Annotated in this window: 28 protein-coding genes and 1 pseudogene; 11 read left to right on the top strand and 18 right to left on the bottom strand. The window is 71.1% G+C overall.

The features are described from left to right. Positions 1–374 (bottom strand): annotated as a pseudogene (locus VF330_RS37935) (hypothetical protein); the annotation flags it as partial. Next, positions 371–1,108 (bottom strand): DeoR/GlpR family DNA-binding transcription regulator, encoded by a 738-nt coding sequence (locus VF330_RS37930; RefSeq protein WP_330856565.1) that lies wholly within the window; start codon positions 1,106–1,108, stop codon positions 371–373. The pseudogene VF330_RS37935 and the gene VF330_RS37930, both read right to left, overlap by 4 nt. Positions 1,109–1,182: 74 nt before the next feature. Here VF330_RS37930 and VF330_RS37925 point away from each other — a divergent pair, with 74 nt between their 5' ends. From VF330_RS37925 to VF330_RS37910, 4 genes are all read left to right on the top strand, one after another. After that, complete coding sequence (locus VF330_RS37925) at positions 1,183–2,343, top strand: MFS transporter (RefSeq protein WP_330856564.1); 1,161 nt, start codon at positions 1,183–1,185, stop codon at positions 2,341–2,343. Between the two features lie 11 nt (positions 2,344–2,354). Beyond that, the gene (locus tag VF330_RS37920; protein ID WP_330856563.1) at positions 2,355–3,026 is read left to right on the top strand and encodes an RraA family protein; all 672 of its coding nucleotides are present in this window, start codon (positions 2,355–2,357) and stop codon (positions 3,024–3,026) included. A gap of 97 nt (positions 3,027–3,123) precedes the next feature. Beyond that, positions 3,124–3,522 (top strand): VOC family protein, encoded by a 399-nt coding sequence (locus VF330_RS37915; protein WP_330856562.1) that lies wholly within the window; start codon positions 3,124–3,126, stop codon positions 3,520–3,522. 5 nt (positions 3,523–3,527) lie between these two features. Continuing rightward, positions 3,528–3,938 (top strand): YciI family protein, encoded by a 411-nt coding sequence (locus tag VF330_RS37910; protein ID WP_330856567.1) that lies wholly within the window; start codon positions 3,528–3,530, stop codon positions 3,936–3,938. Positions 3,939–3,979: 41 nt separating this feature from the next. Here VF330_RS37910 and VF330_RS37905 read toward each other — a convergent pair whose 3' ends face one another. The 4 genes from VF330_RS37905 to VF330_RS37890 all read right to left on the bottom strand — a co-directional run bounded on the left by VF330_RS37905 (position 3,980) and on the right by VF330_RS37890 (position 9,950). After that, positions 3,980–7,132: a S8 family serine peptidase gene (locus VF330_RS37905; RefSeq protein WP_330856561.1), complete on the bottom strand. Its 3,153-nt coding sequence runs from the start codon at positions 7,130–7,132 to the stop codon at positions 3,980–3,982. 97 nt (positions 7,133–7,229) lie between these two features. Next, positions 7,230–7,922 carry an aspartate/glutamate racemase family protein gene (locus VF330_RS37900; protein ID WP_330856560.1) on the bottom strand — a complete coding sequence of 231 codons (693 nt, stop codon included), beginning with the start codon at positions 7,920–7,922 and terminating at the stop codon, positions 7,230–7,232. Positions 7,923–7,930: 8 nt separating this feature from the next. Continuing rightward, entirely contained in the window at positions 7,931–8,485 is a 555-nt protein-coding gene (locus tag VF330_RS37895) for a TIGR03086 family metal-binding protein (protein ID WP_330856559.1), read from the bottom strand. A gap of 10 nt (positions 8,486–8,495) precedes the next feature. After that, on the bottom strand, positions 8,496–9,950 hold the full coding sequence (locus VF330_RS37890; protein WP_330856558.1) for an amidase: 1,455 nt from the start codon (positions 9,948–9,950) through the stop codon (positions 8,496–8,498). A 53-nt stretch (positions 9,951–10,003) separates the two neighbouring features. Here VF330_RS37890 and VF330_RS37885 point away from each other — a divergent pair, with 53 nt between their 5' ends. Both VF330_RS37885 and VF330_RS37880 read left to right on the top strand, forming a co-directional pair. Further along, positions 10,004–10,546: a TetR/AcrR family transcriptional regulator gene (locus VF330_RS37885; protein WP_330856557.1), complete on the top strand. Its 543-nt coding sequence runs from the start codon at positions 10,004–10,006 to the stop codon at positions 10,544–10,546. Between the two features lie 10 nt (positions 10,547–10,556). Next, entirely contained in the window at positions 10,557–11,327 is a 771-nt protein-coding gene (locus VF330_RS37880; RefSeq protein ID WP_330856556.1) for a helix-turn-helix transcriptional regulator, read from the top strand. Between the two features lie 7 nt (positions 11,328–11,334). On the opposite strand, the gene VF330_RS37875 is transcribed toward VF330_RS37880, so the two are convergent. Next, positions 11,335–12,249, bottom strand: a complete 915-nt coding sequence (locus VF330_RS37875) for an NADP-dependent oxidoreductase (protein ID WP_330856555.1) — start codon at positions 12,247–12,249, stop codon at positions 11,335–11,337. 108 nt (positions 12,250–12,357) lie between these two features. Here VF330_RS37875 and VF330_RS37870 point away from each other — a divergent pair, with 108 nt between their 5' ends. Continuing rightward, positions 12,358–12,771, top strand: a complete 414-nt coding sequence (locus tag VF330_RS37870) for a MerR family transcriptional regulator (RefSeq protein ID WP_330856554.1) — start codon at positions 12,358–12,360, stop codon at positions 12,769–12,771. A gap of 5 nt (positions 12,772–12,776) precedes the next feature. Here the strand turns inward: VF330_RS37870 and VF330_RS37865 are convergent, their stop codons facing one another. The 4 genes from VF330_RS37865 to VF330_RS37850 form a co-directional block, all read right to left on the bottom strand. After that, positions 12,777–14,027: an RNA polymerase sigma factor gene (locus VF330_RS37865; protein ID WP_330856553.1), complete on the bottom strand. Its 1,251-nt coding sequence runs from the start codon at positions 14,025–14,027 to the stop codon at positions 12,777–12,779. 67 nt (positions 14,028–14,094) lie between these two features. Next, a complete protein-coding gene (locus tag VF330_RS37860; protein ID WP_330856552.1) occupies positions 14,095–14,931 on the bottom strand; it encodes an NAD(P)H-binding protein in 837 nt (278 codons plus the stop codon). Continuing rightward, positions 14,928–15,683, bottom strand: a complete 756-nt coding sequence (locus tag VF330_RS37855) for a TetR/AcrR family transcriptional regulator (protein ID WP_330856551.1) — start codon at positions 15,681–15,683, stop codon at positions 14,928–14,930. Before VF330_RS37855 ends, VF330_RS37860 begins: the two co-directional genes overlap by 4 nt. A 65-nt stretch (positions 15,684–15,748) precedes the next feature. After that, positions 15,749–16,054 (bottom strand): MerR family transcriptional regulator, encoded by a 306-nt coding sequence (locus VF330_RS37850; RefSeq protein WP_330856550.1) that lies wholly within the window; start codon positions 16,052–16,054, stop codon positions 15,749–15,751. A gap of 94 nt (positions 16,055–16,148) precedes the next feature. Here VF330_RS37850 and VF330_RS37845 point away from each other — a divergent pair, with 94 nt between their 5' ends. Both VF330_RS37845 and VF330_RS37840 read left to right on the top strand, forming a co-directional pair. Then, positions 16,149–16,400: a hypothetical protein gene (locus VF330_RS37845; protein ID WP_330856549.1), complete on the top strand. Its 252-nt coding sequence runs from the start codon at positions 16,149–16,151 to the stop codon at positions 16,398–16,400. Positions 16,401–16,494: 94 nt separating this feature from the next. Beyond that, entirely contained in the window at positions 16,495–17,136 is a 642-nt protein-coding gene (locus VF330_RS37840) for a cyclase family protein (RefSeq protein WP_330856548.1), read from the top strand. 39 nt (positions 17,137–17,175) lie between these two features. On the opposite strand, the gene VF330_RS37835 is transcribed toward VF330_RS37840, so the two are convergent. The 7 genes from VF330_RS37835 to VF330_RS37805 all read right to left on the bottom strand — a co-directional run bounded on the left by VF330_RS37835 (position 17,176) and on the right by VF330_RS37805 (position 22,843). Beyond that, positions 17,176–17,409, bottom strand: coding sequence for a hypothetical protein (locus VF330_RS37835; protein ID WP_330856547.1), 234 nt, complete (start codon positions 17,407–17,409; stop codon positions 17,176–17,178). Between the two features lie 88 nt (positions 17,410–17,497). Beyond that, on the bottom strand, positions 17,498–18,007 hold the full coding sequence (locus VF330_RS37830) for a general stress protein (RefSeq protein WP_330856546.1): 510 nt from the start codon (positions 18,005–18,007) through the stop codon (positions 17,498–17,500). Between the two features lie 39 nt (positions 18,008–18,046). After that, positions 18,047–18,823 carry an arylamine N-acetyltransferase family protein gene (locus VF330_RS37825; protein ID WP_330856545.1) on the bottom strand — a complete coding sequence of 259 codons (777 nt, stop codon included), beginning with the start codon at positions 18,821–18,823 and terminating at the stop codon, positions 18,047–18,049. Beyond that, positions 18,801–19,310 carry a GNAT family N-acetyltransferase gene (locus VF330_RS37820; RefSeq protein ID WP_330856544.1) on the bottom strand — a complete coding sequence of 170 codons (510 nt, stop codon included), beginning with the start codon at positions 19,308–19,310 and terminating at the stop codon, positions 18,801–18,803. The genes VF330_RS37825 and VF330_RS37820 overlap by 23 nt, the downstream gene beginning before the upstream one ends. Then, positions 19,292–20,923, bottom strand: a complete 1,632-nt coding sequence (locus tag VF330_RS37815) for an MFS transporter (RefSeq protein ID WP_330856566.1) — start codon at positions 20,921–20,923, stop codon at positions 19,292–19,294. Before VF330_RS37815 ends, VF330_RS37820 begins: the two co-directional genes overlap by 19 nt. 88 nt (positions 20,924–21,011) lie before the next feature. Beyond that, positions 21,012–22,268, bottom strand: coding sequence for a hypothetical protein (locus VF330_RS37810; protein WP_330856543.1), 1,257 nt, complete (start codon positions 22,266–22,268; stop codon positions 21,012–21,014). Continuing rightward, a complete protein-coding gene (locus VF330_RS37805) occupies positions 22,265–22,843 on the bottom strand; it encodes a sigma-70 family RNA polymerase sigma factor (RefSeq protein WP_330856542.1) in 579 nt (192 codons plus the stop codon). Before VF330_RS37805 ends, VF330_RS37810 begins: the two co-directional genes overlap by 4 nt. 114 nt (positions 22,844–22,957) lie before the next feature. On the opposite strand from VF330_RS37805, the gene VF330_RS37800 reads away from it, so the two are divergent. Together VF330_RS37800 and VF330_RS37795 are read left to right on the top strand one after the other, a co-directional pair. After that, the gene (locus tag VF330_RS37800; RefSeq protein WP_330856541.1) at positions 22,958–23,200 is read left to right on the top strand and encodes a hypothetical protein; all 243 of its coding nucleotides are present in this window, start codon (positions 22,958–22,960) and stop codon (positions 23,198–23,200) included. A gap of 492 nt (positions 23,201–23,692) precedes the next feature. Beyond that, positions 23,693–24,405: SDR family oxidoreductase (locus VF330_RS37795; protein WP_330856540.1), on the top strand; the 713-nt coding region annotated here is incomplete at its 3' end.

The following is a 24,405-nucleotide window of genomic DNA, read 5'->3' as shown; positions in this document are numbered from 1 at the left end:
TTCGCGTGGCCGATGCGGCACGAGAACGCGCACACCTCGAACAGGTCGAGCCAGGCGTAGGTGCGTTCGAAGTTGCGGGCGTGGTCCTCGGGGATGTTCGACAGCAGCGCGATGCGGCGGCCGGCGTTGTCGAGCTCGTGCAGCAGGGCGACCATCTCGTAGTCGACGCGGCTCCAGCTCGCGACGTCCTCCTCGACCAGCGGCGGGTGGCCGACGCGCTCCCAGTACTCGGCCGCGGTCACGTCGCCGCGGTCATACGCCGGGCGGTGCGCCCAGTACGCCTCCCAGAACTCGGGTGACGTGCTCATCGTGTCCATGACCTCGCGCGACTGGTCGCGGGCGATCACGCCGAACATGTCGAACAGCACGATCACGCCGTCACCACCGTCACGCCCGCGGCGCTCAGGCCGTCGTCGCCGTCGGCGTCGGTCACCACGGCGTCGAGCGACGACGCCGGCGCGACGAACGCCAGGGCGGTGCGGGTCAGCTTCGAGGCGTCGACCGCGGCGATCACGCGGCGGGCCGAGGCGATGGCGGTGCGTTTCACGGCGGCGTCCTCCAAGTCGAACGCGGTCAGGCCCTGGTCGGCGGACAGGCCGCAGCAGCCGATGACGGCCGTGTCGAAGCGCAGGGCCTGCACCGAGGCGAGCGCGAGCGGGCCGGTCAAGGCCAGTTCGCCGGGGCGGGGGCGGCCGCCGGGGACCAGGAGCGTCACCGAGGGAGACGACGACAGGGCGTTCACGGCGTGCAGCGACAACGGCATGACGGTCACGCGTCGGTCGTGCAGCAGGCGGGCCACTTCCAGGCACGTGGTGCCGCTGTCGAGGATGACGGACTCGCCGTCGGCGATCAGGCTCGCGACCGTGGCGGCGATGCGTCGCTTGGCGTCCATGTTCTCGTCGGCGCGCAGCGAGAAGGGCGGTTCGGAGCCGCGCAGGAGCAGGCTGCGGGCGCCGCCGCGGTAGCGTTCCAGGACGCCCTGCGCCGCCAGGACCTCCAGGTCGCGGCGGATGGTCATCTCGGAGGCGCCGGTCAGCGACGCCAGGTCCGCCACGCCGAGGGAGCCGGCGTCGCGGACCGCCTCGGTGATCTGCTTCAGTCGGGACACGGCCGTGATTGAACACGAGTGGTGTTCGATACTCAAGCTTTCGAACACGTCCTACGTTCGTTAGCGTGTGTCGCGTGAACGCTCTCAAGGCCGCGCGGGTGGCCACCTTCACGTACTTCGCCCTCAACGGGTTCCTGCTCGGGATGTGGCTCGTCCACATCCCCACGGTCGAGGACCGCACCGGCATCAGCCACGCGGAGCTCGGCCGGTTGCTGCTGCTGCTCGGACTGGGCGCGTTCATCGGCATGCGGGTCGGCGGCAAGGTCACCGACCGGCTCGGCGTGAAGCTGGTCGTGCCGCTGGCCGGCGTGGTGTGCAGCGTGACGGCGTTCCTGCCGGGCGTGGCCTTCGACCAGTGGACGCTCGCCGGGGCGTTGCTGATCTTCGGCTTCGGCAACGGGCTGATCGACGTGAGCATGAACGCGCACGCCGTGGTGGTGGAGCGGCACTACAACCGCCCGGTGATGTCGGCGTTCCACGCGACGTGGTCGCTCGGCGGTGTGGCGGCGGCGCTGACCGGTGCGCAGACGTTGGGCTGGGAGCTCTCCCCCGCGACCACGCTCGGTGCGGCCGCGGTGCTCGGTGTCGTCGTCAGCCTCGTCACGGCGCGGTTCCTGCTCAACGAGAAGGAGGAGCAGCACGCCGAGGAGCCCGGCAAGAGGCGCAAGGCGCCGCGGCGGATCTGGATCATGGCGGTGCTCGCCCTGCTGGTGATGCTGAGCGAGGGCGCGGCCAACGACTGGAGCGTGCTGCACCTGCGGGACGTCCTGGACGCCTCACCGCAGCTCGCGGCGTTCGCCTACGGCGCGTTCGCGACGACGATGACCGTCGGCCGGCTGATCGCGGACCGGGTCACCGCGAAGGTCGGGCCGATGGCGGTGCTGCGCTGGGGCTCGGTGATCGGCGCCGTGGGCATCGCGACGGCGGCGTTGTCGCCGGTCATCTGGCTGGCACTGGTGGGCTGGGCGATCGCCGGCATCGGACTGTCGGGCACGGTGCCGCAGCTGTTCAGCGCCGCGGGCCACGCGGAACCGGGTGCGGCGGGCGTCAACGTCTCGCGCGTCGCCGGGCTCGGTTACCTCGGCGTGCTGGCCGGACCGGCGGTGATCGGCTGGCTCACGCACTTCGTGCCGCTCAACATCGCGTTCCTGCTGCCCGTCGGGCTGTGCCTCGTCGCGGCCCTGTCCGCGGGTGTTCTGCGCGCGGAGTCGACCAAGGAGCGCGTCTCGGCGTAAGACTGTGCCCCATGGATCTCGCTGAGCTCGACCTCACGACCGCACACCTCGCCGACGCCTGCGTCCGGGCGCACATCCCGGTCCGCACTGTGGGTCTCAAGCCGGTCATCCCCGGCACGAAGACGGCCGGCCGCGTCCTGCCCGCCCGCCACGCGGGCAGCGTCGACGTCTTCCTGGAGGCCCTCGGCCGCAGCGAGCCCGGCGACGTGCTGGTCGTCGACAACGACGGCCGCCTCGACGAGGCCTGCGTCGGCGACATGGTGGTGCGGGAGATGCAGCACGCCGGCCTCGCCGGAGTGGTGATCTGGGGTCTGCACCGCGACACCCAGGACCTGCGCGAGATCGGCCTGCCGGTCTTCAGCCTCGGCGCGAACCCGACCGGGCCGCTGACCCTGCGCGACCGCGCGCCCGAGGCGTTGTCGACCGCCGAGGTCGACCAGTGGACCGTCACGACCGACGACCTGGTGTTCGGCGACGACGACGGCGTGCTGTTCCTGCCGTCGTCGCACGCGGACTCGCTCATCGCGAAGGCGCGGGGCATCCGCGACGTCGAACGGGCGCAGGCGGAGCGGTTGAGGCAGGGTGAGACCCTGCGCAGCCAGTTCCGGTTCGACGAGTACCTCGGCAGCGGCCTCACGTTCCGCGAGCACCTGCGCAAGATCGGCGGCGCCGTCGAGGAGTGAGAGCGGCTCGGTATGCGGGCGGCGACCCCGTGTCGAAAAACCTCCGCGCACTTCGACGCGTCGGTGCAAAGGGCCACCGCTGAAAGGACCGCCGGACATGGACTGGACCCTGGAAGTCATCGTCGTACCCGTCTCGGACCTCGACCGGGCCAAGCGCTTCTACTCCGAGCAGCTCGGGTTCAACGTCGACCACGACACGACGTTCAACGAGGACACCCGCATCATGCAGCTCACGCCGCCGGGCTCGGGCTGCTCGATCGTGATGGGCAAGGGGATCGTGAAGGGCGAGCCCGGCACGCTCAAGGGCGTGCAGCTCGTCGTCGCGGACCTGGAGAAGGCACGGGCGCAGCTGCTCGAGCGCGGCGTCGACGTCGGTGAGATCGTGCGCATGAGCGAGGCGGACGGCGGGTCGTTCGTCTTCTTCGACGACCCGGACGGCAACAGCTGGGCCGTGCAGGAGATCAAGGCCCGCGCGGCCGGTGGGGAGTGGAAGTGAAGTACATGCTGGTCAGCTACGGCGGCAGCCAGGAGGACTGGGAAGGGCTCGCGGCGTGGGGCGACGAGGACATGCACCGCATGATCGCCTACATGCGCGACCTGGACGCCGAGCTGCGCGCCACCGGTGAGCTGCTGCAGTCCGAGGGACTGAGCGGGCCGGCGCGGGCGTTCGTGGTGCGGGGCAGCGACTCCGGGCCCGTCGTCGTGGACGGTCCGTTCGCGGAGTCCAAGGAGGTCATCGCCGGGTACTGGGTGGTCGACGTCGACAGCCACGAACGGGTGCTGGAGATCGCTCGGAAGGCCTCGGCGTGCCCGGGACCCGGCGGGAGGACCCTCAACCAGCCGATCGAGGTGCACCCGATCATGTCCGCGCCCGACGTCGATCCGGAGACGCTGGCGCCGTACCGGAAGTAGCCCGGTGAGGGGCCGGCAGGAGACCGGCCCCTCACCGTCGATCACCTCAGGTCGTACGCGCGGATGATCGTCTGCTGGACCTCACCCCCGGAGTCCGCCGCCCGCGCCTTGAACGACACGTTCTTGGCCCCGTGCGGGTGGACGAGCGTGAGCGACCACCCGGCGCGCGTCTTGCGCAGCGGCACCGGCTTCCACGACTTGCCCTCGTCGTAGGACACCTGCACCGCCGGGTCCTTGATGTTCGTGACGGTGCCCGTGCCGTTGCGCTCGACCGTGACCGGCACGGTCAGCACGCGTCCGGCGCGGTTGAAGGGGTCGAGCTGCGGCGCGAACCGGACCGCCAGCAGCGGCACCGGCCGGTAGTCCTCGCCCGGCACGAACTCCGAGGTGAACGACCAGTCGGCGGTGACCTTCGACGACTGCGAGTCGCGGGTCGCCTCCGTGTGCACCTGGTAGCGCTTCTTCTCCGCCGGCACGTTCTCGAGGTAGGCGTAGCCGGAGTACGGCTCGTCGGAGATGACCTTCCCGTCGAGCGTCACGGTGGTGCGGGCGGTGCTCCGGGTGTAGCCGTCCGTGTTCTGCGAGCTGAACACGGGCAGGTCGACGCGCAGCATGTTGCCCGCGCGTCCGGCGTAGCGCACGTACGTCGGCACGTGGGGCAGGCCGGGGCCGTAGACGGCGCTGTTCCAGTGCTCGGTGACGGTGCGGCCGGTCTTGAACACGCGCGGCACGGCCGAGAACTGGGAGCCGAGGCTCGGGTACTCGCCGAGCTTCGCGAACTCCGTGAGCGACCCAGACCACTCGACGCCGGGCGTGTAGAGCTCCTTCAGCTTCAGCGGCAGCGGGCCGGAGGCTCCGCCGTCGCGCTGGCCGATGGAGCCGGGGACGCGGGCGTGCGTGACGGAGTCGACGCGGGCCAGATCGCGGTCCTTCACCGAGCGCTGGAGGGTCGCGGGCACGCGGGTCTTCTCGGCGATCCGCACGTGGTACTGGTACGGGCTGCCGTCGAACGTGCCGGTGCCGTCCGGCTTCGCGAGCACCGACTCGGCGTAGAAGTCGAACTTCGGCCACGACGTCGTCGACGGGCGGACGAGGACCGAGTCGAAGCTGAACAGGCTCCAGGTGCCGCCGGTCTCGCCCCAGCCGGTCTGCATGAGGAACCCGAGACCCGCGCTCACCCCGGCCGCGTCCTTCTGCTCGACGCCGATGGACGGCTGGGTGGCCTGCCGGGCGTCGAAGACGATCTCGGTGTCGCCGGTGACCTCGATCGCGGGTTCGGTCAGGACGGTGATCGGGCTGTCCCGGGTGGGGTCCGGGTTGCGGGTGCTGATGCTGCCGTCGAGGAAGAACTTCCCCTTGGGCAGGCGCTGCACGAGCGTTCCGGACGGGTCGAAGCGGAAGTACGCCTGCCGCTGGTCGATGTTGACGAACCGGTAGTCGTAGTACTGCGCCGGCTTGCCGTCGTGGTCGAGGAAGCGGAGCTTCACGTCGTAGCTCTCGACCTCCTTGTCCACGCCGATGGCCACGCGCGTGCCGTCGGAGGAGGCGACGAACGCGCCGTAGACGCCGTCCGGGACGGTCGCCCTGGTGTCGGCGGTGACGGTGGCGTCCGCGGTGCCGCCGGCCGGGATCGTGAGCCTGGCCGGGGAGACGCTGAACAGGCCTGCCGCCGCGGGCTTCACGTCGGCGACGCCCAGGTCGACGGTCACGTCGGAGGTGCCGCTGTTGCGGTAGGTGAGCTTCTGCGTGATGGGCGTGTCGTCGGTGTGCGGCCAGCGGGCGGTGCCCAGCGAGAGGCTGCCGTGGTCCGTCGTGACACCGGAGGACGCGGCTCGGTCGACGTCGAGCCGTCCGGCGCCCTGCTCGTAGACGGTCAGCAACGGGTTCGGCTTCGCGCTGTTCATCAGCGCGGCCTTGAGGTCCTCCGCTTTCCACGTGGGGTGCTGCGCGGCCACGACCGCCGCCGCGCCCGCCACGTGCGGGGTGGCCATCGACGTGCCGGACAGCGCGACGTGGCCCTCGTCGGCAGGGGTGCCGATCCGGCCGTTCTTCGCCTTCGCGGCCACGATGTCGACGCCCGGCGCGGTGATGTCGGGCTTGATCGAGTTGTTCGTCCAGCGCGGGCCGCGGGAGGAGAACTCGGCGAGCGTGTCGTCGCGGTTCACGGCGCCGACGGTGAGGGCGGCGTCGGCGGCGCCGGGGGACCCGATCGGGCCACCGGAGTTGCCCGCGGCGACCACGAACAGCGCGCCGGTCTGCTCGGTGATGCGGTTGAGCGCCAGCGACATCGGGTCGGTGCCCTCGTCGGGCCACGAGCTGCCGAGGCTCATGTTGACGACCCTGGCCTTGGTGGCGGCCCACTCCATGCCGGCGATGATGCCGCTCTCCGAGCCGCCGCCGTAGTCGCCGAGCACCTTGCCGTTGACGAGCTTCGCGTCGGGCGCGATGCCCTTGTACTTGCCGTCCCCGGTGACGATCGACGCGACGTGCGTGCCGTGGCCGTAGAAGTCGTCGGTGGTGGCGCTGTCGCTGAAGTTCTTCGACTCCACGACCGCGCCCGCGAGGTCCGGGTGGGACTCGTCGACGCCGGTGTCGAGGATCGCGACCGTGACGTCCTTGCCGGTGAAGCCCTTCGCCCACGCCTGCGGGGCGCCGACCTGCGCGGCGCTGCGGTCCAGCGACGCCGTCACCTTGCCGTCGAGCCAGATCCTGCCGGTGCCCGCCGCCCGAGCACCGGCCCAGAACCCACCGGACTTGTCGACCTCGACCGCGTGCGCGCCGATGCTCGGCAACGACACGGCGTTCTGCGCGCTGATCCCCTGCCCCTGCACGATCAGCGGGATGGTCTTGCGGGAGGCGTCGTCGTAGCCGGACCTGGCCAGCAGCGAGACGTCGAACAGGCGCTCGTCGAGCTCACCTGAGTTGATCCGGGCCTGGGCGTCGAGCGGGACGACGTGCAGGTCTCCGCGCGTGTCCTTGAACGACCGGAACCCGACCTTCTCCCTGCCCGCGGCCCCTCTGGCGTGGACGCGGCCGTCGACGACGTTCACCTCGTCGCCCGTGATGAGCGTGACCTTCGTCGTCAGTCCGTCGGCCCGGACCTCTTGGTGGTGCGGTGCCGCCGAAACAGGAACGGCTGCCGTGGCCGCAACCACGACAGCCGTCAGTCCCGCGGCGATGTGCGATCGTTTCAACGCGAACTCCCCTTAGTTCACCTTGGCGAGGAATAGCCCTCGGTGACTAAGACACTTCTCAGAGTGGTCGCGTTGCGGCGTGGATCACGCCGTCCTTTCACAGAGTTGTCTGGATCGCCCTCTCCACCGCCGCCTCGACGTGCAGCCGGGTCGTCGGGAACACCGGGAGCGGCACGTCGGACTGCCCGATGAGCAGCTCGATCTCGGTGCAGCCGAGGATGACGCCCTGCGCGCCCTCGAACCGCGCGATCACGTCTTGGTAGGCGCGCCGGGACTCGTCGCGGACGATGCCGAGGCACAGCTCGTCGTAGATGATCCGGTGCACGGTCGCGCGGTCCTGCTGCGAGGGCACGAGCACCGTCAGCCCGTGCGACTCCAGCCGTTCGCGGTAGAACGGCTGGTCCATCGTGAAGCCCGTGCCGAGCAACCCGACCGTGGTCAGCCCCGCGGCCTTGATCGCGGCCGCGGTGGTGTCACCGAGGTGGACCACCGGAATGTCGACCGCCGCCTGCACCTGGTCGTAGACCTTGTGCATGGTGTTGGTGCAGATCAGCAGGAAGTCCGCGCCGGCGGCCTGCACGCCCGCGGCGGCCTCGGCGAGCACCTTGCCGGCCTCGTCCCAGCGGCCCTCGACCTGCATGCGTTCGATCTCGGCGAAGTCGACGGAGTGCAGCACGACCTTGGCCGAGTGCAGGCCGCCTACCCGTTCGCGCACCAGCACGTTCGCCAGCCGGTAGTACTCCGCACTGCTCTCCCAGCTCATCCCGCCGAGCATTCCGATCGTCTGCATGCGACCAGTCAAGCACTCCAGCGCGGGTCACGGCCGGTGGTGGCCAGCAGCTGCTCGAACGGCGACGCGTCGGCCGGTGCCTCGACCGGTTCCTTGAACACGTTCATCTCGATCGCCATCGGGCCCATCTGCTTCACCAGGGCCTCGACCTCGGCGAACACCTCGGGGTCGGGCTCGAAGCTCTGGCCGGTCGCCTTCGCGAGGTCGGAGATGTGGATGGTGAGGTCGAGCAGCGCCAGGCCGCCGACGACCTGCGCGGGCATGTTCATGTTGCCCGCGATGCCCTCGTCCGCGCCCGGCTGTCCCCACGCGTCGACGAGCGCGGCCGTCTCGGCCGGGAACCGGTCGCGCCAGTCCGGGTAGGACGGGGTGTGGCTGAAGTCGGCGTCCTGCTTGACGGCGAGCTTCTGGAACTCGACGACGACGTGCAGCAGGTGGTCGAGCAGGGCGCGGACGTCGTAGTCGGCGCACGGGGTGGGCTTGGTCAGGTCGTCGTCGCCGATGGTCGCGAGGACGGGCAACGCGTGGTCGCGGGCGCGGTCGAGCAGAACGCTGAGCTTCATGTCCCGGAGGTTATTTCGCGACGGGCCGGTCCTCTTGAAGAAACGCGCCAACCCGGCGCGGGTCGACCGGCGCGAGCACGCCGAGGCGGTCCTCCACGGCCTGGGCGGCGGCCAGGCAGAGGTCCTCGCGGAACGCGCGCCCGACGATCTGCACACCCGACGGCACCCCGTCGACGACACCGGTCGGCACGGCGACCGCGGGAACGCCGACGAAGCTGGTCACCGAGCACAGGCGCATGGCCCGTGCGACGCGGTCGCGTCCCGCCTCGTCGCGGGACTCCAGGCCCGGCTCGACGGGCGGTTCGGTGAACACCGGCCCGAGCAGCAGCGGGTGCTCGTCGAGGAACTCCGCCCAGGAGCGCCGGATGCCGAGCCACGTGCCCATCAGCTTCGTGAGCCCGGCGGCGTCCACGGGCGGGGTCTGGTCCATGGCCATCTGGACGTAGCGGTCGCCGCCCTCGCCGAGCAGCGTGCGCACCACCGGCCAGGTCGGCGCGAACTCGGTGACGGTGAGTCGGTGGTAGGCCTCCAGCGCCTCGTCCAGCCGCGGGACGTCCGCCACCTCGCGGACGTCGTACCCGGCGTCGCGCAGAGCGTCGGCCGCCGCCGTGATGGCCGCGTGGACCGACGGGTGGACGCCGTGACCTCCGGGATCGGCGACGACCGCGACCGTGAGCGGCACCGGTTCGCCGTAGAGCGGGACCGGCACGGCACGGGGGTCGCGCGGGTCGGTGCCGGCAAGTACCTCGTAGGCCAGGCGCAGGTCGGCGACGCCGCGGGCCAGCGGGCCGTCGACGACGAGCAGCTGCGAGGCTGGTCCCGGGTCGTCCGGTCCGAGGACGCGGTGGTCCGCGGGGAACCGGCCGGTGGTCGGCTTCAGCCCGGCGACGCCGCAGAACGAGGCGGGGATCCGCACCGACCCGCCGGAGTCGTTGCCGAGACCGAGCGCGGCCATGCCGGTGGCGACGGCCGCCCCGTCACCGCCGCTGGATCCGCCGGGCGTGCGGGTGGGGTCCCACGGGTTGACGGTGTGGCCGAACAGCTCGCTGCGGGTGTGCATCCCGGCCAGGATCAGCGTCGGCACGTTGCTGTGGCCGATCGGGATCGCCCCGGCCGCGCGCAACCGCGCCACCGGCGGCGCGTCGGCCGCCGCCACCAGGTCGCGGAAGCGGGGCGTGCCGAGCGTGGTCGGCACGCCTTCGACCGGCGTGGACTCCTTGACCGTGAACGGCACGCCGGCCAGCGGCCCGAGCTCCTCGCCCGCGGCGCGCCGGCGGTCGGTCTCCTGCGCGGCCGCGAGGGCCCGGCCGGCCAGGAGCTGCGTGACGGCGTTGACCCGCGGGTTGACCTCGGCGATGCGGTCGAGGTGGCTGCCGACCAGGTCGGCGGCGGAGACCTCACCCGTCCTGACCGCCTCGGCCTGGGCGGTGGCCGTCCTCGCCCACAGGGCGTCCTGCCTGCTCATCGCGCTCTCCGTCCGCTAAGATCGATACGATCGTATCGGAAAAGGGAGGGCGCATGCCCAAGCAGGTGGATTACGACAGCCGGCGTCGCCAGATCGCCGAGGCCGTCTGCCTCCTCGCCGACGAGCACGGGCCGGAGGGCGTGAGCATGCGTGACGTCGCCGCTCGCGCGCAGGTCTCCCTCGGCGCCGTGCAGCGCTGCTTCCGCACGAAGGAGGAAATGCTGCTGTTCGCCGTCCACCACGTCGGCGAACGCGTGCGCGCCCGCCTGACCGCCGACGCCTCGCTGGGGCAGGTAGCCGAGGAGGTCGCGCTGCTGCGCGACGAGCACCGGGCGCAGGCGCGGATCTGGCTCGCGTTCGTCGCGCAAGCTGCGGTGAAGGAGCCGCTCGCCGGTCCGCTGCGGGAAAGCTACGCGGCCCTGCACGAGCTGCTGGTGCGCCTGGCGACCGAGAGCGGCCTGGCCGATCCGCCGGGCGAGGCCCGCGCGCTGCTCGCCCTCGCGGACGGCCTCACCACGCACGTGCTGATCGGCCACCTGAGCGCGGAGCAGGCCGAGGCGGTCCTGCGCACGCACGTGGCCGGGCTCGGGAAATAGGATCCGCGGTGTGCAGGGGCCGCGCCGGGACACTCGGGGGATCGTGGACGCGCGCGAGCTGTTCAGCCGCGTGCGGTTCCGGCGCCGCCTGCCGTGCGCGGAGCTGCGGCCGTACCTGGAGCACTACTGGCTGATCGACGGTCAGCTCGACGAGCCGTACACCTCCTACGTGGTGCCGCATCCGTCCGTGAACGTCGTGTTCGAACGCGGGTACGCGCAGCCCGAGATCGCGGGCGTCGGGCTCGGGTTGTTCAGCCGGGTGCTGACCGGGCGGATCCGGGTGGCGGGCGTGCAGTTCCGCCCCGGCGGGTTCCGGCCGTTCCGCGCCGAGCCGGTGTCGGAGTGGACCGGCCGGCACGTGCGGCTCGACGTGCCGTCGTCGCGGGTGCTGGACGTGGAGGACGAGGACGACCGGGTGGCCGCGCTCGACGAGTTCCTGCTGGGCCTGGGACCGGTCGCCGACCCGCAGGCGACCCTGGCGATGGACCTGGTCCAGCGCATCCGCGACGACCGCGAGATCCGGCGGGTCTCCGACTTCGCGCGGTCGTGCGGCGTGGCCGTGCGGACGATGCAGCGGCTGTTCGCGGACTACGTCGGGGTGAGCCCGAAGTGGGTGATCCTGCGCTACCGCATCCACGAGGCGCTGGAGCGAGCCGAGTCGGAGGTGGAGTGGTCGCGGCTGGCCGCCGACCTCGGGTACAGCGACCAGGCCCACCTTGTGCGCGACTTCACCCAGACCGTCGGCGTCTCCCCCACCGCCTACGCCCGCGCGCTGACCTGACCGGCTGTCACGGCACGAGGACCAGCTTGCCCCGCACGTGCCCGGCGCGGCTGAGGTCGAACGCGCGGGCGGCCTCAGCGAGCGGGATGCGCTCCTGCACCGGGAAGCGGAGCACGCCCTGACCGGCGAGCTCGGCGAGCGCGGCCACGATCCTGCCGATCTGGTCCATCGCCGCGCCCACGTGCGCAATGCCGGCCGCCGCGGAGTGTTCGTCCGCCGCGGCCGTGGTGGCCCGCGTCAGGTCGGGCAGCAGCGCTTGGGTCGCGGCGACGCAGTCGGCGCCTCCGTGCGCGTCGAAGACGGCATCCACGCCGCCCAGCGCCGTGACCGCGCCGACCAGGCCCGGTCCGTACTCGACCGGCGTCGCGCCGAGGCCGCGGACGAACTCGTGGTTGCGCGCGGACGCGGTGCTGATCACCTTCGCGCCCCGGTGGACCGCGATCTGGGTGACCGCGATGCCGACACCGCCGGCGCCGCCGTGCACGAGCAGCGTCTCGCCGGGCTCGACCGCGATCCGTTCCAGGCCCGCGAACGCCGACCCGGCCGCCACCGGCAGTGCCGCCGCCTGCTCGAAGTCGACGTCCGCGGGCTTCGGGAACAGCTCGGACGCGGGCACGGTCGCCTCGGCGCGGTAGCTGCCGCCGAGCCCGACGCGGATGACCTCGTCGCCGACGGCGAACCCGCTCACGTCGTCCGCGACCGCGGTGACCACGCCGGCGCTCTCGTTGCCGGGAACGGCGGGGAACTGCAGCGGCAGGAAATCACGGGCGTAGCCGGCGACGATTTTCCAGTCCGCCGGGTTGACGGCGATCGCGCGGTAGGAGACGCGCACTTCACCCGAATTCGGGGAGGGGGTTTCCTCGTCGCGGACTTTCAGCACCGAGGAGTCGCCGTATTCGTCGAAGAAGATCGTGGTACCCACAGGAATTACCTCATCAGGAACGCTTTCACGGACACCGCGTAACCTACGACTTGACGTCGGCGTGAGGGGTCGGTGAATGTGACCCCGCTCACCAGGGGGGAGTTCGAGATGCGGATCGGCGAGCTGGCGGACAGGGCCGGGGTCACGCCACGGGCACTGCGCTACTACGAGGAGATGGGCCTGCTGCAGTCCACGCGCACGGCCAGTGGCCAGCGCGTTTACGACGCCGAGGCCCCGGACCGCGTCACCGTCATCCGGGAGCTCTACGCCGCGGGCCTGGGCAGCGACCTGATCGCGTCCGTGTTCGCCGCCGTCGCGGCCGGGCAGTCGAACGACGAGCTGCTGACGTCGTTGACGGACGAGCGCCGGCAGCTCGCGGAGAAGATGGCCGCCCTGCGCGACGCCGCGACGAGGCTCGACGTTCTCATCGGCCTGGTCGAGAACGCCGATACCCACGAGTGCCCGGTGTCGCTTTCACCCGAGATGGCCCTGCCCGCGCGGCGCAAGAACGTACCTGCCTGAATTCGTCAGTCGCAGGCGGCGGCGCGTTCCGTCAACAACGCCTTCTCGGCTTCGTTGCGCGTGAGCGAGGCGGCTTTCTCGAACTCCGCCTTCGCCTCCTTCGTGCGTCCCAGCTTCGCCAGGAAGTCGCCGCGCACGCTCGGCAGCAGGTGGTAGCCCTGCAACGCCTTGTCGCCGGCGATCTCGTCCACCAGCGCCAGCCCCGCGGCCGGGCCGAACGCCATCGACAGCGCCACGGCGCGGTTGAGCTCGACGATCGGGGACGGCGAGATCTGCGCGAGCACCTGGTAGAGCGCGGCGATCTGCTGCCAGTCGGTGTCCTCGGCCCGGCGCGCGCGGCCGTGGCACGCGGCGAGGGCGGCCTGGACGTAGTAGGGGCCGGGTGGCTGGTTGAGGGCCTCGGCGCGTTCCAGCGCCTTGAGGCCGCGGCCGATGAGCAGCCAGTCCCACTTGCCGCGGTCCTGCTCCAGCAGCAGCACGGGCGCGCCGCCGGGTCCGGTGCGGGCCTTGGCGCGGGAGGCCTGGATCTCCATCAGCGCGACCAGGCCGTGGACCTCGGCCTCCTTCGGAGCGAGCTCGGCCAGCACGCGGCCCAGGCGCAGTGCCTCCGCGCACAGCTCGGGGCGCATCCAGTCGTCGCCCCGGGTGGCGGAGTAGCCCTCGTTGAAGATCAGGTAGATGACCTCGAGCACGGACGCGAGCCGGGGCGCGAGGTCGGGTCCCTCGGGGACCTCGAACGGGACGCCCGCGTCGGCCAGCGCCTTCTTGGCGCGCACGATGCGCTGGGCGACGGTCGAGTCGCTGACCAGGAACGCGCGGGCGATCTCCTCGGTCTTGAGGCCGCCCAGCATCTTCAGCGTCAGCGCGACGCGCGCCTCGGTGCCCAGGACGGGGTGGCAGGCCGTGAAGATCAGGCTCAGCAGGTCGTCGCCGATCTCGTCCTCGACGCCCTCGCTCGCGTCCGGGGTGGCCTCCTGGACGTCGCGGCCGATCTCCTCGACCTTGCGGTGGAAGTTCTCGCGCCGCCGGATCTGGTCGATCGACCGGCGCTTGGCCGTCGTCATCAGCCACGCGCCGGGGTTGCGCGGGACGCCCTCGGACGGCCACTGCTCCAGGGCCGCGACCAGGGCGTCCTGGGCCATCTCCTCGGCGAGGCCGACGTCGCGCGTGTACCGGGCCAGCGCGGCGATGACCTTCGCCGACTCCATCCGCCAGACCGCGTCGACGGTGCGGTGCACCGAGGTGGTAGCCCCCATGGGGGAATCAGACCACAGCCACCTGACGTATTTCCACGACGCACGCCGGCGTCGAGCGGACACGGGATCAGCCGCGGAAGTCCTCGACGTGGTCGCGTGCCCACTGCGCGAACGTCCGGTACGGCCTGCCGGTCACCCGCTCGTGGTCGGGCGAGACGACGAACTCGTAGTCGCCGAAGTCGTCCGGTTCGCCGCCTTCGTAGCCGCCGAGCCCGAGGACGTAGCGGGCGATCTCCTCCGGCCAGCCGACGCTCACGTAGTAGGCGAGCGCCTGGTCCGCGGTGACGTCCTGGAACGTCAGCTCGCGGCCGAGCGCGGCTCCGAGCGCCCGCGCCATGTCGCGCTGGGTGAGCTTCGGCGGTCCGGTGAGGTCGTAGGCCCGGCCGGCGTGCCCGTCCTCCATCAGCGCCCGGACCGCGACGTCGGCGATGTCGGCCTCGTGGACCGGCTGCCCGAACCCGTCCGGCCAGGGGTGCACGATCGTGCCGTTCTCGCGGATCGACGGCCCCCACAGGTCGATCTTGTTGGTCGCGAACTCGCCGGGTCGCAGGTGCGTCCACTCCACGCCGGACGCCTCGACGGCCTGCTCGACCGGCAGGTGGTGGGAGGTGTCGTAGCCGTGGGTCACCGCACCGCTGGACAACGTCACGATCCGCCGCACACCCGCCCGCACCGCGCTGTCGACGACCTCGCGCACGGTCGGCGGGTGGGCGAACAGGTAGAGCTTGTCGACGCCGTCGAACGGGATGCCGTCCGGGTCGTCGAGGTCGCCGCGCACCACGTCGACGTGGCTCGCGAAGCGCGCCTGGGCGGGGTCGCGGGTCATCGCGCGCACGGGGCCCGTCAGCCCGGCGACGACCAGCCGGCCGACGTGGCCGGTCGCACCGGTCACCAGGACGGTCATCGCAGGCTCCCCTCGATGCCGTCCAGCAGCTTCTCGAGCCCGTAGTCGAACGACGTGCGGACGGTGTCCGCGAGAGTCCCCCCGGTGTCGTAGGCGCCGGCGTTCCACAACGTCGTCATCGTCGGATAGCGCTCGACGTCGAAGTAGTCGTCCCAGAACACCTGCCGCGCGTCCCACCAGGAGTCGCCGGACTCACCGGTGGACTCGGCGAGCTGCTGGTCGTCCACCTCGGCCGCGGCCGCGCCGTGCACGAACCCCTCGACCGCGACGTGGGCGACGGTGACCCGCTTCGGCTCCAGCCCGGCGTCGGCGAGCGCGGCCAGCACGAACTCCTGGCCGTCCATCAGCCCGGGCCCGAGCGGCGGCCGCACCATCGACACGTCCCGCATCCACGGATGCGCCTGGTAGACCGCGCGTGTGCGGTCGGCATAGTGCGTGACGCGCTCACGCCACGTGCCCTCGGGCGTGAGGTCGCGTTCCTGCAGGACCGTGTCGGCCATCAGGTCGAGCAGTTCGGCCTTGCCGGGCACGTGCGTGTAGAGCGACATCGTCCCGACGCCGAGCTCCTGGGCGACGCGGGCCATCGACATCGCGCCGAGCCCCTCGCGGTCGGCCACCCCGATCGCCGCGGTGACGATCTGGTCGACGCTCACCTTCGGCTTCCTGCCGACCGGCTTCGGCTCCGGCGGCCTGCACCACAGCAGTGCGAGCGTGCGGGCCGGGTCTCCCCCGCCGCTGCGTTCGACGGCCATCCGTCCACCCCATTTCCGTAGACCATACGGAAACAATACAGTACAACCTACGGAAATAGTCCGGGTCAGTCGTCGAGTCGTGCTCGCAACGCTTCCACCTGCGCGTTCGCCGTCGCCAGGTCGTCCTGCAGCCGCACGATCAGCGCGGCCGAGGCCAGCAGGTGGCCGTCGTCGAACAGCTCCCGGTAGCGCTGCGCCACGCCGAGCTGCCGCCGGGAGTAGCGACGGTGACCGCCGTCGGAGCGGTGCGGGACGAGCACGTCGGCGCTGTCGAGACTGCGCAGGAACGCCTGCCGCACGCCAAGCAGCTCGGCCGCGCGGCCGGTGGTGTAGGCGGGGTAGTCCTCGTCGTCGAGGTCGCTCAGCGGCACACGAAACTCCTCAAGTGGGTACTTGACCAAACCTACAGCCGGAGGTACAAAAAATCTGTATCCAACAGCTGCTTCCACGAGGGAGTGACTCGAGGTGCGGAGTACTGCGGAGAGGGCTTTCGCGGACCTGGTGTGCGCTGACCCGGCGTGGGTGAGCGCGGAGTTCGAGGCGATCATCGACGCCAACTTCGACCGGGTTCCGGCACCGCGCCCCCGCCCTCGCCCGTGCGCCGACGGGTTTCCGGAGCCCGCGGTGCTGCGAGGGGTGTGGCGCACCGGGTTCGCGAGGTCGCGGCAGCGATCTCCTCCGGCCGGGCTGAGGAACACCTTCCGCCGGTCGACGTGAGAGGAGCCCCAACCGGATGAGGGCGGCGAACTGGCCGCCCTCATCCCGTCGGCCGGCTGAGCGCCGCCGCCGGAGAACACTTCATACTGTCCACATGCGCCACATCATTGACCTCAGCCATCCCATTCGCCACGGGATGACCACGATGCGTGGCATGAAAGCACCGAGCATCACGACTTACGTGAGCCGCGAGGAAACCGCCGCCCGCATGGCGCCCGGCGTGTCGTTCGAGATCGGGCAGATCGAGCTGATCGCGAACACCGGCACCTATCTCGACACGCCGTCGCACTACCACCAGGACGGCTACGACACGGCAGGGCTTCCGCTGGAACGAGTGGCGGACGTGCCTGCCGTCGTGGTGCGGCCCGGTGACCCGATCCTCCCGGAGATGGCCGGGTTCGCGGTGCTGTTCCACACCGGCTGGTCCCGCCACTGGGATACGGACGCCTACCAGGACGGGCATCCGTTCCTCACGTCGGAGGTCGTCGACGCGTTGGTGGCCGTCGGGCCCGCCGTGGTCGGCATCGACTCTCTCAACATCGACGACGCCACCGATCTGACCCGGCCGGCGCACCAGGGACTGTTGCGCGCGGGCATCCCCATCGTCGAGCACCTGACGAACCTGGAGCAGGTGCCGGCACGCGGCGCCCGGTTCACGGCGTTGCCGATGCCGGTGGTGGGCATGGGCACCATGCCGGTACGGGCGATCGCCATCGTGGATGAGCCGCTTGGTTGACGTACCAGGTCACGTGAACGCTCGTGGCCGACACGTCCTTCAGTTCGGCGCACACCTCGTGCGCGGCCACCACCCCGGTCCGGCGGCACACGCGCTCGGCGTCCGAGAGCGGACGGGCAGCACGCCCTCGTCACCGGGCGGCACCTCCAGTCCGGCGATGACTCCCGCGACCGCGAACCCGGCGACGACGACCGCCGCCAGCACCGGCAGGACGCGCCGCCTGCCCAGCGCGACCACGCCCGTCGTCCGGTGCCGCGCACGAACCTCCGACATGGGCGCCAGCAAAGCGGAAACGCCGCCCCGTGATCGGGACGGCGTTTCCTGGTGGTGGGAGCGAGGTGTCAGGCCGCTACCGGAGTGGTCAGGAGCGCCAGGCCAGCGCGGTCAGCATCTCCTTGCCGCGCTCGGCGCTGCGAGGGTGGCTGAGCACGTCGTAGCGGCCGGCCACGAGCTGCGTGGTCGAGGCGAAGTCGCGGCGGCCGCGGGTGGCGCCGTAGCGGGCGGCGGCGCTGGCCAGGCCGAACACCGTACCGACGACCAGGCCCGTGACGATCGGGGCGAGAGCGCCGCCGGTCGAGAACAGGCCCAGCAGCAGACCGACGAACAGACCGAACCAGGCACCCGACGCGGCACCCGCGCCGAGGACGCGGCCCCAGGTCAGGCGGCCCGTGACGCGTTCGACGATCATCGGCTCGACGCCGACGATGGTCACGTCGGCGACCGGGTAGTCGTTGTCCGCCAGGTGGTCGACCGCTCGCTGCGCTTCCTCGTAGGTCGCGTACGAACCGATCGGCCAGCCCGAGGGCGGGGTGGGCAGTGCGTTGACGCCAGTGGAATTGGCTCCCGTGGCGAACGGAGTCGCGGTGGTCATGTCCAACACCTCCGAAATGCGATCCCCTTACACCTGGTATTACGTTCGGGCGCCCGGCGATGTTCCCGGAAGGGATCCGATGTGACCCAAATCCCTCGCGGTGAGCGTGATGTCCAGTGATTCCAACGTTTTCGCCAGGTTTTTCACCTGAGAATTCTCAGGTTCCGATCCGGCGTGTTCGACGGTGAACCGCGACCCGACCAGACGGCGACTCACTCCCGGTTCGAGCCGCATGACGACGAGCTGCCGGCTGAACGGCGACCGCTCGTGCGTGGCGACGTAGTGGTTGGCCGCCAGGTAGTCGACGGGCTGCTGGTCCACGTCGGGCTCGAACGCGTGCTGGAGCTGCCAGCCGTCGGCGGACTCCTTCTCCAGCACCCACCGGCCGCCCTCGCGCCGCAGCCGGTGCGACCAGCCCGCCTGGTCCACGACGGCGCCGTCGGCCAGCGGCATCGGGTGCAGCATCCCCGCGCCGAAGCCGACGTCGACGAGGTGGTCGTCGACGATCGACATCATGTGCGTGCGCGGCCCGGTCATCACCCGGCTCATGCGCCGCGCCACTGCGTATCCCAAGCGTTCGAGCACGGCTGTGAACAGCAGCTGGTGTTCGTAGCAATAGCCGCCGCGGCGGCGCCGGAGCATCTTGTCCTGGATGTCGCCGAGGTCGAGTGACGGAACAAGGCCGAGCATCACGTCGATGTTTTCGAACGGAATTGCGCGCACGTGCGCTTCGTGCAACTCCGCCAACGAACTCGACGCCGATGCGCCGATGCGCGCGAAGTACGCGTCCAGGTCAACTCTTTCCGTCTGCCACATGGCGTTCCCCCTGTGCTCGTCGCCATTCCTCTTTCGTCAGCGCGTACTCGACCTCTCCGTATTCCGTGCCGGGCAACGGGTCGGGGAAGTCGACGTGGAAGGTGCGGACGTGCCGGAGCCCGCACTTCTCCATCACACGGCGCGAGCCGGCGTTGACGAACATCGTGGTCGCGACGACGCGCTGCACGTCACCGGTGGTGAAAGCGCGGTCGATCAGCGCCCGGCCGCCCTCGGTGGCGTAGCCGCGGCCCCAGAACTCGCGGTGCAGCCGGTAGCCGAGCTCGGCGACGCCGGTGCCCGTGAGCTCGAACCAGCCGACGAACCGGCCGGTCGCAGTCTCGACGGCCGCGTGGAAGCCGTCGCCGAGGTAGTTCTCGACCGGCGCCGGGTCGAGGTAGCGCATGACCTCCGGGTCGGCGTGCAGCGCGCGCAGCGAGTCCACGTCGGACTCGGTGAGCGGGCGCAGCGTCAGGCGTTCGGTGTCCACGAGGGCATCGTGGCGCGGCTGTCCACCGCTTTACCGCACTGCAGCGACGCGAACGCCGCCACGAGGCACAGCACGATCGCGAAGCCGAACGCGATGGCGAGCCCCTGCGAGAACGGCTGCGAGATCAGGCTCGGGAAGAACCCGCGGCCGGTGAGGAACGCGGCCTGGTCGGGCGGCAGGGTCGCGAGCTGGTCGCCGAGCAGCTGCTGGATCGGGTTGTAGCCGAGGAACGCCGCGAACAGCACGGCCACCGCGGGCAGGGAGGCGACCTGGGCGGCGGAGGCGGGCGGCACGCCGTGGTCGACGAGTCCGGTGCGCAGCGCGCCGGGCAGCGACTGGGAGAACCCGACGATGATCAGGCTGAAGAAGAACCCGATGGACAGCACCATCGCGGTGTTCTGGAAGGTGGTCATCATGCCGCTGCCGGAGCCACGGGCGTTCGCGGGCAGCGAGTTCATCACCTCGGCGCGGTTGGGCGAGGAGAACATGCCCATCCCGATGCCGGTGAACACGAGGACCAGCGCGAACGCCCAGTACGGGAAGTCGACGGGCAGCGCGATCAGCAGCCCGAACGTCACCGCGGCGATCAGGTTGCCGGCGAACGCGAGCATCCGGCTGCCCAGCCGGTCGGACAGGATGCCGGCGGTGGGCGCGGCGAGCAGGAACCCGACGGTCATGGGCAGCATGTAGATGCCCGCCCACAGCGGCGTCTGCTCGAAGGAGTAGCCGTGCAGCGGCAGCCAGATGCCCTGCAGCCAGATGATCAGGATGAACTGGAGCCCGCCGCGGCCCAGCGCCGAGGCGAAGTTGGCGATGTTGCCCCAGGTGAACGACCGCAGCCGGAACAGGTGCAGGTCGAACAGCGGGTTGGGCACGCGGGTCTCGATGACGACGAACGCCACGAGCACCGCCAGGCCGCCGATCAGGCAGGTCAGCACGAACGGGCTGGTCCAGCCGGTCTGGGAAGTGCCGTGCGGCTGGATGCCGTAGGTGATGCCGACCAGCAGCACGACCAGGCCGACGGCGAAGGTGATGTTGCCCCACCAGTCCATCCCGGCGTGGCGGCGCTCGCCGGTGTCGTGCAGCTTCAGGTAGGCCCACACCGTGCCGAACAGGCCGAACGGCACGGACACGATGAAGATCAGGTTCCAGTTGACCGGGGCGAGCACGCCGCCGATGACCAGGCCCAGGAACGAGCCCGCGATCGCCGCGACGCCGTTGATACCCAGTGCCATGCCGCGCTGGGTGACCGGGAAGGCGTCGGCCAGGATCGCCGAGGAGTTCGCCATGAGGAACGCCCCGCCGACGCCCTGCACGACGCGCCAGCCGATCAGCCACAGCGCGGCCGCGTCGCCGTCGAACCAGGTGACCGCGAGCAGCACGGACGAGACCGTGAAGATCGCGAAGCCGAGGTTGTACATGCGGGCGCGGCCGTACATGTCCCCCAGCCGGCCGAAGCTCACCACCAGCACCGCGGTGACGACCAGGAAACCCATAATCATCCACAGCAGGTAGCCGGTGTTGGCCGGGTCGAGCGGGTTGATCCCGATGCCCTTGAAGATGTCGGGCAGCGCGATCAGCACGATCGAGGAGTTGATGGTCGCGATGAGCATGCCCAGCGTCGTGTTGGACAGCGCGATCCACTTGTACCCGGCCGGAGCCGACGCCTCCACAGTCACTTCGCCATGCTAAGCGATCTGTCTACGGCACGTCCTTCGGCTTGATCGTCTCCAGCACCTTGCCCGCCACGTCCCGCACGACCACCCGCGCGGCGGGGTGCCGGTCGATCAGCGGCGCGGCCAGGACGAACGTGCCGTCGGCGATCGAGGCGGGCACGTCGGCCGCACCGGGCCGCGTGTAGGTGACCGACGCGACGCGGGGGTCGGTGAGCAGACCGGCCGCGGCGAAGGTGGTGCCGGCCTCGTACTCGACGCCCTCCGGCGACTTCTCCTGCCGGAAGTCGTAGAACGCGGGCATCGCCGCGATCGTCGCGCCGCGCACCTCGTCCAGGTCGTCGAGGTCGTGCACAGTGCCGCGCAGGGGCTCACCGGCGACCTCCACGCACAGGAACAGCAGGTTCTCGAACCGGCCGGTGCGCATCGTGGTGGTGGCGCTGAGCCGGACGGTGAGCGCGGAGACGAACTGGTCCGCGTCGGGGACCGGGCGGTCGCGCAGGCACTCGCCGAGCTTCTGCTCGTCCGGGGTGCCGCGGCCGGCGGCGGCCAGCGGGCGGTCCACGACGGACGGGGTGGGCTTCGGGACGCCGCGCACGGCGAGCTCCGCGCCGTCGACCAGCGCCTTGGTGCCGTTCTGGGCGCCGGTGAAGCCGCTCGGGGCGAGGAACAGGCCGTCGACGACGGCGGGCAGGGCGCTGTCGGTGCCCCGGTCGCCGATCCGGGACAGGCCCAGGATCTTCACGTCCGGCGAGACGAAGCCGGCCATCGCCCCGCTCGGCGTGGTGAACAGGATCTTCACCTGGCGGCTGCCGCCGGTGATCGAGCCCTGTGCGTCGGGCGCGGACAGGGTGGTCGTCGTGGCCGTGTTGGCGCAGAAGAAGAGGCCGGCCGGGGTGTAGAAGGCGGTGAGGACCGTGCCGTTCTTGCGGCTGGTGGCGATGGGCGCCCAGTCGGCGGCCGGCGGGTGCGTGGTGGCGACGGCCGCGCACCGGGCGAGCACGTCCGGGTCGGCCTTGCCGCGTTCGACGTGGTTGACCTCCGCGCGGTCCTTGCCGACGAACTCGCCGTTGTGCTGCATCGGCGGCCCGGCGACGTCGGCGGCCCCGCCGAGCAGCGCCTGGCTCGTGAAGACGGCGCCGGCGGCGAGCACGCTGACGCCGGCGGCGATCAGGACGGGCCGGCCGGCGCGCGGGGCCGGGCGCATGCCCTCGGACAGGCGCTGCCGGGCGCGCAGGCGGACGTCGTCGGGCAGCGGTCGGTGTTCGGGCAGCCGGTCGATCACGGGGTGTCCTCGGGAGTCAGGTCGCGCAGGCGGGCGCGGGTGCGGGAGACGCGGGCGCGCACGCTCGACTCGGCGATGCCGAGGAGCGTGGCGGCGTCGGCGGCGGGCATCTCGCCCAGCAGGCAGAGCTGGGCGATCTCACGTTCGGACGGCGGCAGCTTCGCGATGGCGGCCACCACGGCGGCCAGGCGCCGCTGGGCGTCGGTGCGGGCGGCGACCTCGTCGGCGTGGTCGCGTTCGTGCTGCGGGGTCAGTCTCGACACCAGCCGCAGCGCGCGGCGCGAGGCCCGCCATTCGGTGCGGGCGAGGTTGGCCGTCACGGTGTAGAGCCACGGCAGCGCCGAGTCGCGCACCAGCCGGGCGCCGCCGCGCGTGCGCCACGCGGTCAGGAACGTCGCGGAGAGCAGGTCCTCGGCCTGCGACCAGGAGGCCGTCAGCCGGTAGGCGTAGTTCCAGACCGCCTCGGCATGTCGTTCGAACAGCTCGGTGAACGCGGCGTGGTCACCCTGCGCGATCTGCTCCCACAGGAGAGTGTCGGGCGGTCCCACGTCCGCGCACTCGGTCGTCTCAGTCATCACACTCCACCTGGGGCCACCTCGGCTCAGTGTGCTGCGTGACGGCGCTCACACTCCATCAGGCGAGCTGCCCCTCATTCGAGGCGTGAATGACAGCGATGGCAAGATCGTGCCGTGCCGATCGAGCAGCCCGGCAGTGTCGAGCCGGAGACCCAGGTGTTCGCGAAGATCCCGACCGAGCAACCGGAGGCGGCGACCATTCCCGGCGTCGCTCCCGTCACCCCCGCTCCATCAGCACCCCCACCGGCTGTCGTGCCGGCGCCCGCCACGACCCCCGCGGCGGCGCGCAAGCCCAAGTCGCTGACCCGGCGGCTGGCCCGCCGCATCCTGGGCCCGACCCTGATGACGAAGAAATAGGTTCGGCGGCTACCGGTCGGGGACCTGGCCCAGCCCGCCGCACGCCCGGCAGGCGGTCCGGTCCTCGTTGAGCCCGGAACCATGACAACGGCTGCACTCCTTCACAGAAGAACAGTGTCCGCTTCTACTCCGAGTGGAGGCAGCCGCCAAGCAGGGACGGTCACGGCAATAATGGGTGACCCCCATCGTTCACGCTCGGTGATCACGCCTGGGTGGACGGTCGAGCTGGAATCTCATTGGCCTGGGCGACGTTTCCCGATACGGTTCCCCGGCTCTCGGCCTGCGGGAGCCGCCACCAGCCCGAGCAGCCGCGGGGGCACGGATGCGACATCTCGTGCAGCACAAGGCCTTCCGGGCCGGGAACCGGTTGCTGCCACGCCATCGTCCCGGACCCCTTGCACAGCAGGCAGGGGTCCTGTTCGCACTCCACACCAGATCAGTACTCCACACCGGACACTTCGGGCAATCGCTTGATCGAGGGGAGCACCGCCGATGGCAGTCGTGGTCGTGACGGGAGCGGGTTCGGGAGTGGGCCGCGCGGTGGCGCGAACCCTGCTGGCGGAGGGGTTCCAGGTCGCGCTGGCGGGTCGGCGCGAGGACGCGCTGGCCGAGACCGGAGAGGGCTTTCCCGAGACGGCGTTCGTCGTACCGGCGGACGTGTCGCGAGAGGACTCGGTCGTCGCGCTGTTCGACGCGGTCGTGGCGCGCTGGGGCCGGGTGGACGTGCTGTTCAACAACGCCGGGACGAACGTGCGGCCCACGCCGGTCGAGGAGTTCAGCCTGAGCGCGTGGGAGAAGGTCGTGGGCGTGAACCTGACGGGCGCGTTCCTGTGCGCACGTGAGGCTTTCCGCGTGATGAAGACCCACGGCGGCGGCCGGATCATCAACAACGGATCCATCTCGGCGGCCGTGCCGCGCCCGCACGCGGTGGCCTACAACGCGACCAAGCACGCGATGACCGGGCTGACCAAGTCGTTGTCGCTGGAGGGTCGCGCGCACAACATCGCGTGCGGGCAGATCGACATCGGCAACGCGGCGACGCCGATGACCGAGCGGATGGGCCAGGGCGTGCTGCAGGCGGACCTGGAGGTCGCGCCGGAGCCGACGTTCGACGTGCGGCACGTGGCCGACGCCGTGCTGTACCAGGCCCGGCTGCCGCTCGACGCCAACGTGCAGTTCATGACCGTGATGGCCACGACCATGCC

This window comes from Lentzea sp. (assembly GCF_036380075.1).
GTDB lineage: Bacteria > Actinomycetota > Actinomycetes > Mycobacteriales > Pseudonocardiaceae > Lentzea.
Note: the sequence above shows the minus strand (reverse complement) of the source record. Positions and strands in the feature narration are given on the sequence as shown.

Coding starts and splice junctions, on each gene's coding strand:
- VF330_RS37885 (WP_330856557.1), top strand. CDS start 10,004: ATGCCCAAGCAGGTGGATTACGACAGCCGGCGTCGCCAGATCGCCGAG.
- VF330_RS37890 (WP_330856558.1), bottom strand. CDS start 9,950: ATGAGCAGGCAGGACGCCCTGTGGGCGAGGACGGCCACCGCCCAGGCC.
- VF330_RS37915 (WP_330856562.1), top strand. CDS start 3,124: ATGGACTGGACCCTGGAAGTCATCGTCGTACCCGTCTCGGACCTCGAC.
- VF330_RS37920 (WP_330856563.1), top strand. CDS start 2,355: ATGGATCTCGCTGAGCTCGACCTCACGACCGCACACCTCGCCGACGCC.
- VF330_RS37825 (WP_330856545.1), bottom strand. CDS start 18,823: ATGTGGCAGACGGAAAGAGTTGACCTGGACGCGTACTTCGCGCGCATC.
- VF330_RS37815 (WP_330856566.1), bottom strand. CDS start 20,923: ATGCTCATCGCGACCATCAACTCCTCGATCGTGCTGATCGCGCTGCCC.
- VF330_RS37895 (WP_330856559.1), bottom strand. CDS start 8,485: ATGAAGCTCAGCGTTCTGCTCGACCGCGCCCGCGACCACGCGTTGCCC.
- VF330_RS37900 (WP_330856560.1), bottom strand. CDS start 7,922: ATGCAGACGATCGGAATGCTCGGCGGGATGAGCTGGGAGAGCAGTGCG.
- VF330_RS37805 (WP_330856542.1), bottom strand. CDS start 22,843: ATGACTGAGACGACCGAGTGCGCGGACGTGGGACCGCCCGACACTCTC.
- VF330_RS37830 (WP_330856546.1), bottom strand. CDS start 18,007: ATGACCACCGCGACTCCGTTCGCCACGGGAGCCAATTCCACTGGCGTC.
- VF330_RS37860 (WP_330856552.1), bottom strand. CDS start 14,931: ATGACCGTCCTGGTGACCGGTGCGACCGGCCACGTCGGCCGGCTGGTC.
- VF330_RS37835 (WP_330856547.1), bottom strand. CDS start 17,409: ATGTCGGAGGTTCGTGCGCGGCACCGGACGACGGGCGTGGTCGCGCTG.
- VF330_RS37865 (WP_330856553.1), bottom strand. CDS start 14,027: ATGGGGGCTACCACCTCGGTGCACCGCACCGTCGACGCGGTCTGGCGG.
- VF330_RS37870 (WP_330856554.1), top strand. CDS start 12,358: ATGCGGATCGGCGAGCTGGCGGACAGGGCCGGGGTCACGCCACGGGCA.
- VF330_RS37855 (WP_330856551.1), bottom strand. CDS start 15,683: ATGGCCGTCGAACGCAGCGGCGGGGGAGACCCGGCCCGCACGCTCGCA.
- VF330_RS37910 (WP_330856567.1), top strand. CDS start 3,528: ATGCTGGTCAGCTACGGCGGCAGCCAGGAGGACTGGGAAGGGCTCGCG.
- VF330_RS37840 (WP_330856548.1), top strand. CDS start 16,495: ATGCGCCACATCATTGACCTCAGCCATCCCATTCGCCACGGGATGACC.